Genomic DNA, 16006 nt, shown 5'->3' with positions numbered 1-16006 from the left:
ACGGTGACGGAACCTGTTGCCGCCAGCGGGATCGGCAGTCTCGCCTGGTTGTTGCTCGCCCTGCCGGCCTTCGGCGCGCTCGTGCTGCTCGTGGGCGGCAAGCGCACCGACAAGTGGGGCCACCTGCTGGGCTGCGCCACCGTGATCGCCGCGTTCGCGTACGGGGTCGCGCTGTTCTTCGACACGGTCGCGCTGGCGCCCGAGGCGCGCACCACCGAGGTGCACCTGTTCGACTGGATCCCGGTCGCGGCGCTGAACGTGGAGTTCGGCCTGCGCCTGGACCCGCTGTCGCTGACGTTCGTGCTGCTGATCACCGGTGTCGGGTCGCTGATCCACATCTACTCGATCGGCTACATGGCGCACGAGGCCGGGCGGCGGAAGTTCTTCGCCTACCTGAACCTCTTCGTCGCCGCGATGCTGCTGCTGGTGCTCGGCAACGGCTTCGTGACGCTGTACTTCGGCTGGGAGGGCGTGGGTCTCGCGTCCTACCTGCTCATCGGCTGGTACCAGTACAAGCCGGAAGCGGCGTCGGCCGCGAAGAAGGCGTTCCTGATGAACCGGGTCGGCGACCTGGGCCTCGCGATCGCCATCTTCATCATGTTCAAGGAGCTGGGCACCACCCAGTACGCCGACGTGTTCGCCCGCGTCGGCGAGCTGTCCTCGGCCGAGGTGCTGGCCATCACGTTGCTGCTGCTGCTCGGCGCGTGCGGCAAGTCGGGCCAGTTCCCGCTCCAGGCGTGGTTGCCGGACGCGATGGCGGGCCCCACCCCGGTCTCCGCCCTGATCCACGCGGCCACGATGGTCACCGCGGGCGTCTACCTGATCGCGCGCTCGAACCCGCTCTACAACCTGTCGGCCGACGGCCGCCTGGTCGTGATGATCATCGGCGGGTTCACGCTGCTGATCGGGTGCGTCATCGGCTGCGCCTACGACGACTTCAAGAAGGTGCTGGCCTACTCGACGGTCAGCCAGATCGGCTACATGATCCTGGCCGTCGGCCTCGGGCCGATCGGCTACGCGCTGGGCATCATGCACCTGCTCACGCACGGCTTCTTCAAGGCCGGGCTGTTCCTCGGCGCCGGTTCGGTCATGCACGGCATGAACGACGAGGGCAACATCCGCCGCATGGGCGGGCTGATGAAGAAGATGCCGATCACCTTCGTCACCTGGACGCTCGGCTACCTGGCCCTCATCGGCTTCCCGTTCCTGTCCGGCTACTTCTCCAAGGACGCCATCATCGCGGCGGCGTTCAGCATGGAGGGGTGGCGCGGCTGGGTCTTCGGCGGCGTGGCCGCCCTGGGCGCGGGCCTGACCGCGTTCTACATGACCCGCCTGTTCGTCCTGGTGTTCCTGGGCAAGCCCCGGTACACCGAGCTGCGCTCGGCGGACGGCCGCGAGTACCACCCGCACGAGTCGCCGCTGAGCATGACGGTCCCGATGATCGTGCTGGCGGTCGGCTCGGTCGGCGCCGGCTGGTTCTTCTCCTCCGGCGACAACCTGGCCGGCTGGCTCACCCCGTCGCTGGGCGAGCTGCAGGAGCAGCACGGCGTGCTCGGCCACGGCGTGGTCAACGTCCTGGTGCTGGCCCTGTCGGCGCTCGGCGCCGGGCTCGGCTTCCTGCTCTTCCTGCGCGGGGAGCAGCCGGTGGAGCGGCCGGCGCGGGTGTCGTTCCCGGTCCGCGCCGCGCGTGCCGACCTGTACGGCAACGCGCTCAACGAGGCGCTGTTCGCGCGGCCGGGCACCTGGCTCACCCGCGCGCTGGTGTTCGTGGACAACAAGGGCGTCGACGGCCTGGTGAACGGGTCGGCGGCGCTGCTGGGCGGTAGCTCGGGCCGGCTGCGCAGGCTGCAGACCGGGTTCGTGCGCTCGTACGCGCTCTCCATGCTCCTGGGTGCGGTCTTCGTCCTGGGCGCGCTGCTGATGGTGAGGTTCTCGTGAGCTGGACGCTGATCGCGCTGCTCCTGCTGCCGCTCGTCGGCGGCCTGGTGGTGGCGTTCCTGCGGGGCAACGACCGGTTGGCCAAGACGGTCGCGCTGGCGTTCTCGCTGGTGGAGCTGCTGCTGGCCGTGCTGGCGTGGACGGCGTTCGACCCGGGCGGCGAGCGGTTGCAGCTCACCAGCTCGGCCGACTGGATCCCCGCCTTCGGCGTGCACCTGTCGTTCGGCGTGGACGGCATCGCGCTGGTGATGATCGCGCTGATCGCGTTCCTGGTGCCGGTCGTGATCGGCGGCTCGTGGGCGGACAAGCTGCCCGAGGGCCGCAGCGCGGGCGGGTTCTTCTCCCTGCTGCTGGTCATGCAGACCGGCATGGTCGGCGTCTTCGCCGCCACCGACGTGTTCCTGTTCTACGTGTTCTTCGAGGCCGTGCTGGTCCCGATGTACTTCCTGATCGGCCGCTTCGGCGGGCCGAACCGGCAGTACGCGGCGATGAAGTTCTTCCTGTACTCGCTGCTCGGCGGCCTCATCATGCTGGCCTCGGTGATCGGCCTGTACGTGGTGAGCGCGGACAAGCTCGGCTCCGGCACGTTCGACTGGGCCACCCTGGTCACGGTCACCCGCGACCTGCCGCTGTCCACGCAGATCTGGCTGTTCCTCGGCTTCTTCGTCGCGTTCGCGATCAAGGCGCCGCTGGTGCCGCTGCACACCTGGCTGCCCGACGCCGGCGCCGAGGCGCCCGTGGGCGCGGGCGTGCTGCTGGTCGGCATCCTGGACAAGATCGGCACGTTCGGCTTCCTGCGCTACTGCCTGCCGCTGTTCCCGGCGGCCAGCCAGGAGCTCGCGCCGCTCGTGCTGATCCTGGCCGTGGTCGGCATCCTGTACGGCTCGCTGCTCGCGGTGGGCCAGTCCGACATGAAGCGGTTCGTGGCCTACACCTCGATCGCCCACTTCGGGTTCATCGCGCTGGGCATCTTCGCGTTCAGCTCGCAGGCGGGCGCGGGCGCGGTGCTCTACATGGTCAACCACGGCATCTCGACCGGCATGCTGTTCCTGGTCGTCGGCATGGTGATGGCCCGCGGCGGGTCGCGCCTGATCGAGGACTACGGCGGCATGGCGAAGCTGACGCCGGTGCTGGGCGGCCTGTTCTTCGTGGCCGGTCTGTCGTCGCTGGCGCTGCCGGGCACCAACTCGTTCGTCAGCGAGTTCCTGGTGCTGATCGGCTCCTACCCGAACGAGCCGGTCTACACCGTGCTCGCCGCCGTCGGCATGATCCTGGCCGCGCTGTACGTCCTGTGGCTGTACCAGCGGGTGTTCCAGGGCCCCGTGCGCGGCACGGCGCTGCTGGACGCGGTCGGCGGTCCGGGCGCGGCGGTCGACCCGGAGCGGGCGGCCGTGCCCGACCTGAACAAGCGCGAACTGGCCGTGCTCGCGCCGCTGGTGGCGCTGATCTTGGTGCTCGGCTTCTACCCGAAGCCGGTGTTGGACGTGATCACCCCGTCCGTCGGGGCGACGCTCAGCGAGGTCGGGGTGGCCGACCCGGTCGCGCAGGAAGGCAAGTGACGTGACGACGTTCCTCTCGCAAGTGGAGCGGCTGCAAGCCCCGGAGATCGACTACGGGGCCGTCGCACCGTTGCTGATCGTGCTCGGCGCGGCCTGCCTCAGCGTGCTGTTCGAGGCGTTCCTGCCCAAGGGGCAGCGGTGGAGCGCGCAGGTCGTGCTCACCCTGCTCGCGCTGGCCGCCGCGGGCGCCGGGGTGGTGCTGCACGCGTCCGCGGACAGCACGCTCGAACAGGGCAAGCTGACCCTGGCGGGCACCATCGCGGTCGACCGCCCGGTGATCTTCCTGTGGGGCACGTTGCTGCTGCTCGGCCTGGGCGCGGTGCTGCTCATCGCGGACCGGTCCGTCGAGCCGGGCGGCGCGTTCGTCGCCGACGCCTCGATCCTGCCGGGCGCGCCGGTCGGCGTGCGCGAGAAGCTGCGCCGGCAGGAGATGCAGACCGAGGTGTTCCCGCTGACGCTGTTCGCGCTCGGCGGGATGATGACGTTCGTCGCGGCGAACGACCTGCTGACCATGTTCATCGCGCTGGAAGTGCTGTCCCTGCCGCTGTACCTGATGTGCGGCCTGGCCCGCCGTCGCCGCCTGCTGTCGCAGGAGGCCGCGGTGAAGTACTTCCTGCTGGGCGCGTTCGCGTCGGCGTTCTTCCTGTACGGCGTGGCCCTGCTGTACGGCTACGCGGGCTCGGTGAAGCTGTCCGACATCGCCACCGCGACCACGGCCACCGACCGGTCCGACACGCTGCTGTACGCGGGCTTCGGCCTGCTCGTGGTGGGCCTGCTGTTCAAGGCGTCGGTCGGCCCGTTCCACGCGTGGACGCCCGACGTCTACCAGGGCTCGCCCACGCCGGTGACGGCGTTCATGGCGGCGTGCACGAAGGTCGCGGCGTTCGGCGGCATCCTGCGCGTGCTCTACGGCGCGTTCGAGCGGTCGAGCTGGGAGTGGAACGGCGTCCTGTGGGCCGTGGCGATCGTGTCCATGGTGATCGGCGCGGTCCTCGGCCTGACCCAGACCGACGTGAAGCGGATGATCGCGTACTCGTCCGTGGCGCACGCCGGCTTCCTGCTCATCGGCGCGATCTCGCTGAACGACCAGGGCCTGTCCGGCACGATGTTCTACCTGATGGCCTACGGCTTCACCACGATCGCCGCGTTCGGCATCGTCAGCCTGGTGCGCAACGGCGACGGCGAGGCCACCCACCTGTCCCAGTGGGCCGGGTTGGCCAAGCGGTCGCCGGTGGTCGCGGGCGTGTTCACGTTCCTGCTGCTCGCGCTCGCCGGTCTGCCGCTGACCAGCGGGTTCGTCGGCAAGTTCGTGGTGTTCGCGGCGGCCGTGGAGGCCGAGATGGTGCCGCTGGTGGTCGTCGCCCTGGTGGCGAGCGCGGTGGCGGCGTTCTTCTACCTGCGGGTGATCGTGCTGATGTACTTCAGCGAGCCCGCGGCGGACGGCCCGACGGTGAGCGTGCCCGGCGCGTTCACCACGGTGGCCATCACGCTCGGCGCGGCGGTCACGCTGGTGCTGGGCGTCTTCCCGTCGTTTGCCCTCGATTGGGCGGGTGCCGGAACGTTCATCTTCTAGTGGTACGTAGGCTCTGTAGCCGTGACCAGTAGCGAGCGGGCGGGGACGGGGTTCCGGTTTTCGGACCCCGTGCTCGCGGAGGTGGTTCAGGACGGCCTGGCCGAGGTGGAAGCGCTGTTGCACAAGGTCGTGCAGAGCGACTTCCACCCGGTGATGGAGACGTCCTTGCACCTGGTGTCCGCGGGCGGCAAGCGCATCCGCCCGCTGTTCACCATCCTGTCCGCCCAGTTCGGCGGCACGTGGGACCGCGAGAGCGTGATCAAGGCGGCGGCGGTGGTGGAGCTGACCCACCTCGCCACGCTGTACCACGACGACGTGATGGACGAGGCCACCATGCGCCGCGGCGCGGAGTCGGCCAACGCCAAGTGGGACAACAGCATCGCGATCCTGACCGGCGACTACCTGTTCGCGCACGCGTCGGCGCTGGTGGCCGACCTGGGCACGGGCGCGGCGCGGATCATCGCGCAGACGTTCTCCGAGCTGGTGACGGGCCAGATGCGGGAGACGATGGGTCCGCGGGCCGGCGAGGACCCGGTCGCGCACTACCTGACCACGATCGCGGAGAAGACCGGCTCGCTGATCGCCACGGCGGCCCGGTTCGGCGCGATGTTCTCCGACGTCACGCCGGAGCAGGTGGAGGCGCTGCGCGCGTACGGCGAGGTCATCGGGGCGGCGTTCCAGATCTCCGACGACGTCATCGACATCGCGTCGCCGTCGGAGGAGTCGGGCAAGACGCCCGGCACGGACCTGCGCGAGGGCGTGAAGACGCTGCCCATGCTGTACGCGCTGCAGGACGAGCCGGAGTCGCGCCTGGCCACGCTGCTGGCCGGTCCCATCGAGGACGACGCCGAGGTGGACGAGGCCCTGGCCCTGCTGCGCGCTTCGTCGGGCCTCCTGCGTGCCCGCCGGACCCTGGACGACTACGCGGCCCGCGCCCGCGCCACCCTCTCCGTCCTCCCCGCCGGCACCGCCCGCGACGCCCTGGAATCCGTGAGCGAGTACGTCGTCACCCGCTCCCACTGACCCCCGAGAGTCCAACGCTCACAGCGCGAGAGTCCAACGCTGAGAGCGCGAGAGTCCAACGTTCGCGCACCGTGAGTTCAACGCTCACGACGAACGGTCGGTGCGTGAGCGTTGAATTCAGGTGCTCCGAACGTTGGACTCTCGCCGCGCGGACGTTGGACTCTCGCGGGGGTCAGGGGAGGTCGGGGACGGGGAGGCGGCGGCGGGCGCGGAGGGTGTCGGCGGTGAAGATCGCCAGGGCCAGCCAGACCAGGGCGAAGCCGAACCAGCGGGACGCGGGCATCGGCTCGTGCGCCACGAACACGCCCCACGCGAACTGCAGCACGGGCGCGAGGTACTGGAGCATCCCCATCGTCGTCAGCGGCACCAGGCGCGCGCCCGCGCCGAACAGGATCAGCGGCACGGCCGTGACCAGCCCGGACGACGCCAGCAGCAGCGCGTGCACCCAGCCGCCGGAGTGGAACGTGCCCGCCGGGCCCAGCCACAGCAGGTAGCCCACCGCCACCGGCGCGAGCACCACGCTCTCCGCGGTCAGGCTGGCCGTCGCGTCCAGCGGCACGACCTTCTTCAACAACCCGTACACGCCGAACGAGCACGCCAGCGCCAGCGAGATCCACGGCAGCCGGCCGTAGTCGACGGCCAGCACGACGACGGCCGCCACCGCGATGGCCAGCGCCGCGTACTGCGGCACGCGCAACCGCTCGCGCAGCACGAGCACCCCGAGCAGCACGCTCACCAGCGGGTTGATGAAGTAGCCCAGCGCCGCCTCGACCACGTGCTCGGTGTTGACCGCGTGGATGTAGACGCCCCAGTTGACCGCGATGAGCACGGACGCGGCCGCCACCATCAGCCAACCGCGCAGCGACAGCGCCCGGATGCCCGCCCAGCGGCCCAGCGCGGCGGTGAGCACCGCCATCACCACCAGCGACCACGCGATCCGGTGCGCCAGGATCTCCACCGACCCGGCCGGCTGGAGCAACGGCCAGTAGGCGGGCACGATGCCCCACATGAAGTAAGCGCCGACGCCGAAAGCGATACCCCGGTTCGTGCGGTTGACACCCGTCGAATCAGTCGAGGCGTTGGTCAACGGTGGCACACGGCTCACTCTACGCCGACCGTTTTGGCTGGTCAGTTGCTCCAAGTGGCCTACTATCGAACCCTGGCCACGGGTCCGGCCGGCCGCACGCGCCGAACCGGGAGGTCAGGGTAGTTTGGCACCGCTTCCCCTACCGGGTGAAGGTCCGGAAGCGGAGCGTGTCGGGGTGTGACAAGCAGCGGTGGGAGGGTCTCCCGTGAGTTCGCTCTTCGGGCAGGTGTGGCTGTGGAGCCTGCTGTCCTTCGTGGCAGGCGTCGCACTGACCTGGCTGGTCCTGGTGCGTCCGGCCAAGCGCGAGCTGGAGGACCTGGAGGAACGCCTCCTCACCTCGCCGCGCCCCACGAGCACGTCCGGCGGTTCCGCCACGTCGCGGTCCGGCTCCTCCGACGAGTTCGACGACTGGCACGTCGAGGCGTCCCGGTCGCTGGCGGACGACGTGCTGACCCCCGAGCCCGCGCGGCCCGACGCCACCCCCGAGCGCGCCCGGCTCGAGACGCCCGCGCCCGAGGCCGTCCGGTACGACGTCACGAACATGAAGCTCGACCAGCGCGACTCCCTGCTGGAGGAGCTGGACGACGAGCACCGGCCGCTGTCCGACTTCGAGGAGCAGCACGACTTCCCCGAGTTCGACGCCGAGCCGCCGCGCAGCCTGTTCGACCGGTTGGCCCCCGGCCAGACCGGTCCCGCGCCGGACGGCCGCGAGACGCCGGAGCCCGCGCCGCGCCCGCGGCCCCGGCAGCCCGAGGACGAGCCGGAGCTGCCCGCCGAGGCGACCACCGTGATGCCCGCCGTGCCGGCCGGTCCGGTCGCCGAGGTCGCGCCCCGCCGCGACGAGCCGACCGCCCCGCCGGAGGTCGAGGTCTTCCAGCCGCGCGAGGTGTGGCGCGAGGAGCCCGTCGGCGAGGTCTACGACGAGGACGTCGACACCGCCGGTCACGAGGAGGAGGACGAGCCGGAACGCACGTCGGCCCCCGCCGCCGAGACCACGCTCATCCCGGCCACCGCGCTGGCCGAGGCCATCGCCGAGGTGGACGGCGAGCAGCGGCGGTCCGAGGCGCCCGAGGCGCAGGTCTGGCCCGAGCACGACCTGACCGGCCACTTCGCGCCCGTCGACGTCGAGTCGGCGCACGGCGAGCTGTCCGAGCCCGTCCGGCCGACCGCCAGCGACGAGGCGTTCCTGGACGAGCTGACCCGCGAGCGCGAGTCCCGGCAGTCCCGCAGCGAGCACGACGAACAGGCGCGCGACGAGCCGGCGGGTGACGACCGGGACCACGAGGAGGGGCCTCGGACCGACGTCATCCGCGCCGTGGTCGACACCGAGCCGTCGCACGCCCGGCCCGAGGCCGAACCCGAGCCGACGCCCGAGCCGCGGGCGGCGCGTGCGCCCGAGCCGGAACCCTCCGGCGCGGAACTCGTCGCCGAACCCGAGGTCGCGCCCGAGCCGGTCGACCCGCCGGCGTTCGAGCCGACGTTCGTCCCGTCCTCCTCCGACCGGCCGCTGCCCGCCCGGACCGCCGAGCCGAAGCCCGCGACACCCGAGCCGAAGACCGGCGAGCCCGCCCGGCCGCGCAGCCTGTTCGAGCCGCTGCCGGACTCGGACGAGGAGCCGGAGCCCGAGCAGACCCGCCCGGCCCCGGCGTCCGCCGGCAACGACCAGCCGTTCGTGCCGACGCTCGCGCCCGAGCTGCTGGCCGGCAACCCCGTGCCGATGCACCCGACAGGCCTGCCGCAGCGCCCCACCCGCCCCGCGGCCCAGCGCACGCCGCCGCCCGCACCGCCCGCGCCGAAGCCGATCACCCCGCCGCCACCGCGCCCCGTGCGACCGCGCCCGGTCGGGTTCAGCCCGAGCACCGGCGGCCGTCAGCCCTCGCCCGGCAGCACCCGCTTCCAGGGCCAGCAGGAGGGCTTCAACCCGCGGTCGCCGTTCGGCCCCGGCTCGGTGCTGCCGAAGTCGGACGGCCTCGCGCCCGCGCCGGAGTTCCAGGTGAAGGCGACCCTGACCGGCCGCCGCTACTTCACCAACGACTCGGCGAACTTCCGCGAGACCCGCGCCGACGTCTGGTTCCGCACCACCGCCGACGCGGAGAAGGCGGGCTTCCGCCAGGCGCCCTGACCACCCGGTGATGCGAGAGGACCCCTGTTCCGGGAGGCGGAACAGGGGTCCTCCGTCGTGTCGGGCGGCTCAGCCGGCGACGGTCCAGGTGTCCTTGCCGTGCAGCAGCGCGCGCAGGTCCGCGGGCTTGGCCGCCTTCGCCTGCTCCACCTGGGCCCGCGCCGCGTCGTCGTACGTGGTGCGGGCGACGTTGCGGAACACGCCGGTGACGGTGTGCTGGAGGTCCTGCGTGGAGAGCCGCGACAGCGCGAACGCCAGGTTCAGGTCCGACGCGTCGTGCACCACGACGTCCTCCGGCGCGACGTCCGAGGTCTTGGCCACGGCCAGGCCGAAACCGTCCCGGACCACGGCGTACTCGCCGTTGCCGAACGTGATCGGCTGCCCGTCGACCACGTTGATGATCCGCCGGGCGGCCTCGTCGGCGTCCTTGAGCACGTCGAACGCGCCGTCGTTGAAGATCGGGCAGTTCTGGTAGATCTCCACCAGCGCCGACCCGCGGTGCTCGGCGGCCTGCCGCAGCACCTCGGTCAGCCCCGCCCGGTCCGAGTCGACCGCGCGGCCCACGAACGTGGCCTCCGCGCCCAGCGCCAGCGACACCGGGTTGAACGGGTGGTCCAGCGAGCCGAACGGCGTGGACTTGGTGACCTTGCCCTCCTCGGAGGTGGGCGAGTACTGGCCCTTGGTCAGGCCGTAGATCCGGTTGTTGAACAGCAGGATCTTGAGGTTCACGTTGCGGCGCAGCGTGTGGATGAGGTGGTTGCCGCCGATGGACAGCGCGTCGCCGTCACCGGTCACCACCCACACCGACAGGTCGGGCCGCGCCACGGCCAGGCCGGTCGCGATGGCCGGCGCGCGCCCGTGGATCGAGTGCATGCCGTAGGTGTTCATGTAGTACGGGAACCGCGACGAGCAGCCGATCCCGGAGACGAACACGATGTTCTCGCGCTTGAGCCCCAGCGTGGGCAGGAAGGACTGCACGGCGTTCAGCACGACGTAGTCGCCGCAGCCGGGGCACCAGCGGACCTCCTGGTCCGACTTGTAGTCCTTGGCCTTCTGCGGCTCGTCCGCCGTGGGCACGCCGACCAGGCCACCCACGGTCGGCAGACCCAGTTCCGTCGCCGTCATGCGTTCACTCCCTTGATCACGTCGGCGAGCACGTCCTGAAGCTCCTCGGCCTTGAACGGCAGGCCCTGCACCTTCGTGTAGCTGATCGCGTCGACCAGGTACTTGGCGCGCAGCAGCAGCGCCAGCTGGCCGAGGTTCATCTCCGGCACGACGACCCGGTCGTACCGGGCGAGGACGTCGCCCAGGTTCTTGGGGAACGGGTTGAGGTGGCGCAGGTGCGCGTGCGCGACCGGCATGCCCAGCTTGCGCACCCGCCGCGCGGCCGCGCCGATCGGGCCGTAGGACGAGCCCCAGCCGACGACCAGGACCCGCGCCTGCCCGGACGGGTCGTCCACCACGACGTCGGGCACCTCGATGCCGTCGATCTTGCGCTGCCGCAGCCGCACCATGGTGTCGTGGTTGACCGGGTCGTAGGAGATGTTGCCGGTGCCGTCGGCCTTCTCCAGCCCGCCGATGCGGTGCTGGAGCCCCGCGGTGCCGGGCACGGCCCACGGCCGGGCCAGCGTCTCCGGGTCGCGCAGGTAGGGCCAGAACGAGCCGTCCGGCGCGTTCGGCTCCGTGGCGAACGTCACCTTCAGGTCGGGCAGCTCGGACAGGTCCGGGATCAGCCACGGCTCGGAGCCGTTGGCGATCGCGCCGTCGGACAGCAGCAGCACCGGCGTGCGGTAGGTCAGCGCGATGCGCGCGGCCTCCAGCGCGGCGTCGAAGCAGTCCGCGGGCGACTGCGGCGCGACGATGGCCACCGGCGACTCGCCGTTGCGGCCGAACATCGCCTGGAGCAGGTCGGCCTGCTCGGTCTTGGTCGGCAGGCCGGTGGACGGGCCGCCGCGCTGCACGTCGATGACGACCAGCGGCAGCTCGGTCATCACGGCCAGGCCGATGGTCTCGGACTTCAGCGCCACGCCCGGACCGGAGGTCGAGGTCACGCCGAGCGCGCCGCCGTAGGACGCGCCCAGGGCCGCGCCGATGCCCGCGATCTCGTCCTCGGCCTGCAACGTGGTGACGTCGAACTGCTTGTGCTTGGACAGCTCGTGCAGCACGTCGGAGGCGGGCGTGATCGGGTAGGTGCCCAGCACCACGGGCAGCCCGGACTGCTGACCGGCGGCGATGATGCCGTAGGCGAGCGCGGTGTTGCCGGTGATCTGGCGGTACGTGCCCCGGTTGAGCTTGGCGGGCGCGACCTCGTAGGTCACCGCGAACGACTCGGTGGTCTCGCCGTAGTTCCAGCCCGCCCGGAACGCCAGCACGTTGGCCTCGGCGATCTCGGGCTTCTTGGCGAACTTCTCGCGCAGGAACCGCTCGGTGCCCTCGGTGGGCCGGTGGTACATCCAGGACAGCAGGCCCAGGGCGAACATGTTCTTCGCCCGTTCCGCGTCCTTCTTGCCCAGGCCGGTGTGCTCCAGCGCGCCGATGGTCAGCGTGGCCATCGCGACCTTGTGCACCTGGTAGGTGTCGGTGAGCGAGTCGTCCTCCAGCGGGTCGCTCGCGTAGCCGACCTTCACCAGGTTGCGCTTGGTGAACTCGTCGGTGTTGACGATGAGGATCCCGCCCTTGGGCAGGTCGTCGATGTTCGCCTTGAGCGCCGCCGGGTTCATCGCCACGAGCACGTCGGGGCGGTCGCCGGGGGTGAGGATGTCGTAGTCGGCGAAGTGCAGCTGGAAGCTGGAGACGCCGGGGAGGGTGCCCTGGGGCGCGCGGATCTCGGCCGGGAAGTTCGGCTGGGTGGCGAGGTCGTTGCCGAACGCGGCGGCTTCCGAGGTGAACCGGTCGCCCGTGAGCTGCATGCCGTCGCCGGAGTCGCCGGCGAACCGGATCACCACGCGGTCGAGCTTGCGGACCGCGCCGTTGCGCCCGGCCGCGGTGTCCTCGGGCGAGCCACCTGGCGCGGCGCCGTTACCAACGTCGGTAGTCATGTCCTACGCCGATCCCTTTCCTCACAACCGCCGGAGGGTCTGGTGCCCCATCCCCCTCCGCGAGGGTAGTCGTGCCCGCCCAGCCGCCGGTTTCTCCCGTACCACTGTGCGGGACGGTTCGTCCCACCTGGTGCGCGAGGGCGGAACTCGGCAGTAATCGAGTAATACTGACGGGTAACTGTTACTCGAAGTTACAGCTATTTGGGGCCGGTGTCCAGGTCAGCCGCGGCCGCTGATGCGGGCCTTCGCGGCCGCCAGCCGGGCCTGGAACTCGGGCGTGGCGATCGAGGCGGCCTGGGGCGTCAGCTCGACGTCCACCGCCTCGGCGTGGTCGGTCAGGGCCGCGGTGGTGCGCATGGACGCCTTGATGGTGCGGACCAGCTCGCGCGACGCTTCGGCCGAAGGGCGCGCCAGCTCCACCGCGGCGGCGACCAGCTCGTCGTGCCCGCCGTCGACGCGCGCCAGGGCCACCCCGGCGGACACCGCCGCGGCGCCGTCCAGGACCCGGCCGAACAGGGTCATGGCGGTCGCGGTCTGGGTGCCGGCGAGGCGCTGGAGCATCCACGTCATCCCGCCGCCGGGGTGGATGCCGAGCTGGAGGAACCGCGCGTCGAACCGGGCGTCGGCGGTGACCAGCCGCACGTCGCAGGCCAGGGCGAGGTTGAGCCCCGCGCCCACGGCCGCGCCGCCCACGGCGGCGATCGTGGGCAGCGTGCAGCGGGCCACCGCGAGGAACCCGGCGTAGATGCGGCGCAGGCCCTCCTCGCGGGCCTCGCCGAGCGCGCTCAGGTCCGCGCCCGCGCAGAAGGCCGGTGGCGCGCCCGTGACGACGACGGCGTGCACCTCGGGGTCGTCCTCGCACGTCCGCACGGCCGCCACGAGCTGGTCGGAGAGGTCGAGCGTCAGCGCGTTGCGGCGCTTCGGGTCGTGCACGGTGATGACCGCCACGCGGTCGGAGCGGTCCAGCAGCACTTCGGCCATGCGCGCGACTCTAGGGTGCCGGCGGTCGGTCCAAGAGGCGGGACAGCACCACGGTCGAGACGGTGCGGTCGATGATCTCGACGGCGCGCAGGCGTTCCAGCGCGGTTTCGAGGTGGTGGATGTCGGCGGCGCGCAGGTGCACGATCGCGTCCGCCGCGCCGGAGACGGTGTAGGCCGCCCGGACCTCGGCCATCGGCTCCAGGTGCTGCTGGATGTCGTGCGGCGCGACGTTGCCGCGGCAGTGCACCTCGACGAACGCCTCCGTGCCCCAGCCGAGCTGCTCCGGGTCCACGACGGCCGTGAAGCCGCGCAGGACGCCCGTGTCCAGCAACTTGTCGACCCGCCGCTTCACCGCGGGCGCGGACAGGCCGACCTCCTTGCCGACGTCGGCGTAGCTGGAGCGGGCGTTGGCCATCAGGCGTGAAATGATTCGCTGGTCGATCGTGTCCACACGCAACATTCTGCCCCAGAAGACGCAATATCGCGGCGTTGTTCGACGGTCCGACCGCAATCTACATTTCGATCCATGACCTCGGTTTCCTTCGCGGGCCCCGGCGACGAGCCGATCGTGCTCGAGGTGCCCACGCCCGCCACGCAGGTGCGCGTGCCGACCACCCGCCGGTACCTGATGTGCCCGCCGGCGCACTTCACGGTCGAGTACTCGATCAACCCGTGGATGGACCCCACGCGCCCGACCAGCACCGCGCTCGCGATGGAGCAGTGGACGGCGCTGAAGGAGACCTACGAGCGCCTGGGCCACGAGGTCTCCGTGATCGAACCCCAACCGGGCCTGCCGGACATGGTGTTCTCGGCCAACTCCGGCACCGTGATCGACGGCCGGGTCCTGGGCTCCCGCTTCCGCGCCCCGCAACGCGCCGCCGAAGCCGACCACTTCCGCCGCTGGTTCCTCGCCAACGGCTACCGCGACGTCGTCATGCCGGAGCGGACCAACGAGGCCGAGGGCGACTTCGCCTGGACGGGCAAGTACCTCCTGGCCGGCACGGGCTTCCGCACCGACCCGCTGGCCCACGCCGAGGCGCAGGAGGTGCTCGGCGTCCCGGTCATCTCGCTCCAGCTCACCGACCCGCGGTACTACCACCTGGACGTCGCCCTGTTCGTCCTCACGGACGACCTGATCGCCTACTACCCGGACGCCTTCTCCCCGGGCAGCCGCCGCGTCCTGCGCCGCCTGTTCCCGAACGCCATCGTCGCGACCGCCGACGACGCCGCGTGCCTGGGCCTGAACGCGGTGTGCGACGGCCGTCACGTGATCCTGCCGGTCGAGGCCACGGCGCTGGCGGACCAAGTGGCGCGTCACGGCTTCGAGCCGGTGTTCGTGGACATCTCGGAACTGCGCAAGTCGGGCGGCGGCCCCAAGTGCTGCACGATGGAACTTCGGGACTGAACCTGCCTTCGGGCTTCGCGCTGGTCAGCTCTGGCCTCAGCCCGCTGACCAGCGCGACGCCATTCGTGGCCCTGAAGGTCCGATCCCGGTCGAGCGGCGAGGTCCGGCCGGCTTGATCGCCACCACCTGCACGGGCCGGTAAGCGGTGCCGGCAGGCCGAGGTCGACGAAGTCCTCGACCGCGCCCCGCAGAGCGGCCACAAGGTCCGAGCCCAGGGCGTGCCGACCGGCGTCGGGGTCAGTCCACCCGGCCCACGGCGGCGTAGCCGAGGCCGTGGGCGGGGCTGCCCGTGGCGATGTCGGTGTCCGCGTGCGGACGCCAGTCGGGCATCAGGGTGACGCCCGGCTCGACCAGGGGCATGCCCTCGAACAACGCCTCCACCCCCGCCCGGTCGCGCACGTAGAGCTGCTCGATCACGCCCCGGTACGCCTCCACCATGGCCCTGACCTGCACCTTGGTCTCCGGGTCGGCGCACTCGTCGGTCAACTGCGACAACGCGATGTGACTGCCCGGCGCGCACAGGTCGCGGTAGGACTTCATCAGGCCGACCGGGTCCTCGTGGTCGCCCACGAACACCATCACGCCGGTCATCATCACGCCCAGCGGCCGGCTCAGGTCGAGCACTTCCCGCACGCGCGGGTGGGCGAAGACCTCCTCGGGGCGGCGCGCGTCGGCCTCCACCATGACCGCGCCGGGGTTGGCGCGCAGGATGCGCCGGCCGAGCGCGACGGCGACCGGCTCGTAGTCGACGTAGACGACCTTGGCCCGCGGGTCGCGGGCCTGCGCGACCTCGTGCGTGTTGCCCGCGGTGGGCAGGCCGGAGCCCAGGTCGAGGAACTGGGTGATGCCCTGGTCGAGCAGGTAGGCCACGGCCCGCCGCAGGAAACCGCGGTTGAAGCGGGCGAGCATCTCCATGCCGGGCAGGACCGACTTGATGCGGTCCGCGCGCTCGCGGTCGGCGGGCAGGTTGAACGCGCCGCCCAGGTAGTAGTCGTAGATGCGGGCGATGTTGGGCGTCTCGGGATCCAGGTGCGCGGTCTCGGAAGCTGACACTGGTGCCGTCCTAAGGTGGGATGGATTCCGTGCGGAACGGTGGTGCCTCCCCGACAAAGGGCCCATGTTCGCGCACGTCACCGCCCTGACCGGCACAGGCGTCATCGGCATTCCCGATGGGTGGGGGCCCCCCCCCGGGCGCCGGGGGGCCCCCCACCCGGGGGGCGTCCCCCGCCGGGCCCCGCGCGCGCCCCCCCCCGCGGGGTCGCGGCGCGGCGGCCCGCCCC

12 protein-coding genes are annotated in these 16006 nt (G+C 71.5%); 6 read left to right on the top strand and 6 right to left on the bottom strand.

The window, feature by feature from the left end; genetic code table 11:
- Positions 1-3: 3 nt before the first annotated feature.
- Genes nuoL through ACFXGA_RS13400 form a run of 4 tightly spaced genes read left to right on the top strand, consistent with a single transcriptional unit; the run spans position 4 to position 6093 of the window.
- Complete coding sequence (gene nuoL, locus ACFXGA_RS13415; protein ID WP_378087456.1) at positions 4-1938, top strand: NADH-quinone oxidoreductase subunit L; 1935 nt, start codon at positions 4-6, stop codon at positions 1936-1938.
- The gene (locus ACFXGA_RS13410; RefSeq protein WP_378087454.1) at positions 1935-3497 is read left to right on the top strand and encodes an NADH-quinone oxidoreductase subunit M; all 1563 of its coding nucleotides are present in this window, start codon (positions 1935-1937) and stop codon (positions 3495-3497) included. Before nuoL ends, ACFXGA_RS13410 begins: the two co-directional genes overlap by 4 nt.
- 1 nt (position 3498) lies before the next feature.
- Complete coding sequence (gene nuoN, locus ACFXGA_RS13405) at positions 3499-5070, top strand: NADH-quinone oxidoreductase subunit NuoN (RefSeq protein ID WP_378087453.1); 1572 nt, start codon at positions 3499-3501, stop codon at positions 5068-5070.
- A gap of 21 nt (positions 5071-5091) precedes the next feature.
- Complete coding sequence (locus tag ACFXGA_RS13400) at positions 5092-6093, top strand: polyprenyl synthetase family protein (protein ID WP_378087451.1); 1002 nt, start codon at positions 5092-5094, stop codon at positions 6091-6093.
- A gap of 172 nt (positions 6094-6265) precedes the next feature.
- On the opposite strand, the gene rarD is transcribed toward ACFXGA_RS13400, so the two are convergent.
- On the bottom strand, positions 6266-7189 hold the full coding sequence (gene rarD, locus ACFXGA_RS13395; RefSeq protein ID WP_378087449.1) for an EamA family transporter RarD: 924 nt from the start codon (positions 7187-7189) through the stop codon (positions 6266-6268).
- Positions 7190-7385: 196 nt separating this feature from the next.
- Between rarD and ACFXGA_RS13390 the strand changes: the two genes are divergently transcribed.
- The gene (locus ACFXGA_RS13390) at positions 7386-9302 is read left to right on the top strand and encodes a hypothetical protein (RefSeq protein ID WP_378087447.1); all 1917 of its coding nucleotides are present in this window, start codon (positions 7386-7388) and stop codon (positions 9300-9302) included.
- A gap of 69 nt (positions 9303-9371) precedes the next feature.
- On the opposite strand, the gene ACFXGA_RS13385 is transcribed toward ACFXGA_RS13390, so the two are convergent.
- The 4 genes from ACFXGA_RS13385 to ACFXGA_RS13370 all read right to left on the bottom strand — a co-directional run bounded on the left by ACFXGA_RS13385 (position 9372) and on the right by ACFXGA_RS13370 (position 13772).
- Positions 9372-10427 (bottom strand): 2-oxoacid:ferredoxin oxidoreductase subunit beta, encoded by a 1056-nt coding sequence (locus tag ACFXGA_RS13385; RefSeq protein ID WP_378087445.1) that lies wholly within the window; start codon positions 10425-10427, stop codon positions 9372-9374.
- A complete protein-coding gene (locus ACFXGA_RS13380; RefSeq protein ID WP_378087443.1) occupies positions 10424-12340 on the bottom strand; it encodes a 2-oxoacid:acceptor oxidoreductase subunit alpha in 1917 nt (638 codons plus the stop codon). Before ACFXGA_RS13380 ends, ACFXGA_RS13385 begins: the two co-directional genes overlap by 4 nt.
- A 219-nt stretch (positions 12341-12559) precedes the next feature.
- On the bottom strand, positions 12560-13321 hold the full coding sequence (locus ACFXGA_RS13375) for an enoyl-CoA hydratase (RefSeq protein WP_378087441.1): 762 nt from the start codon (positions 13319-13321) through the stop codon (positions 12560-12562).
- A 10-nt stretch (positions 13322-13331) separates the two neighbouring features.
- The gene (locus tag ACFXGA_RS13370; protein ID WP_378087440.1) at positions 13332-13772 is read right to left on the bottom strand and encodes an Lrp/AsnC family transcriptional regulator; all 441 of its coding nucleotides are present in this window, start codon (positions 13770-13772) and stop codon (positions 13332-13334) included.
- A 75-nt stretch (positions 13773-13847) separates the two neighbouring features.
- Here ACFXGA_RS13370 and ddaH point away from each other — a divergent pair, with 75 nt between their 5' ends.
- Positions 13848-14726 (top strand): dimethylargininase, encoded by an 879-nt coding sequence (gene ddaH / locus ACFXGA_RS13365; RefSeq protein ID WP_378087438.1) that lies wholly within the window; start codon positions 13848-13850, stop codon positions 14724-14726.
- 237 nt (positions 14727-14963) lie between these two features.
- Here the strand turns inward: ddaH and ACFXGA_RS13360 are convergent, their stop codons facing one another.
- Positions 14964-15779 (bottom strand): SAM-dependent methyltransferase, encoded by an 816-nt coding sequence (locus ACFXGA_RS13360; RefSeq protein WP_378087436.1) that lies wholly within the window; start codon positions 15777-15779, stop codon positions 14964-14966.
- Positions 15780-16006: the final 227 nt, after the last annotated feature.

The organism is Actinosynnema sp. NPDC059335, assembly GCF_042752395.1.
Classification (GTDB): Bacteria; Actinomycetota; Actinomycetes; order Mycobacteriales; family Pseudonocardiaceae; genus Actinosynnema.
This window is presented reverse-complemented; position numbering and strand designations above follow the sequence as displayed.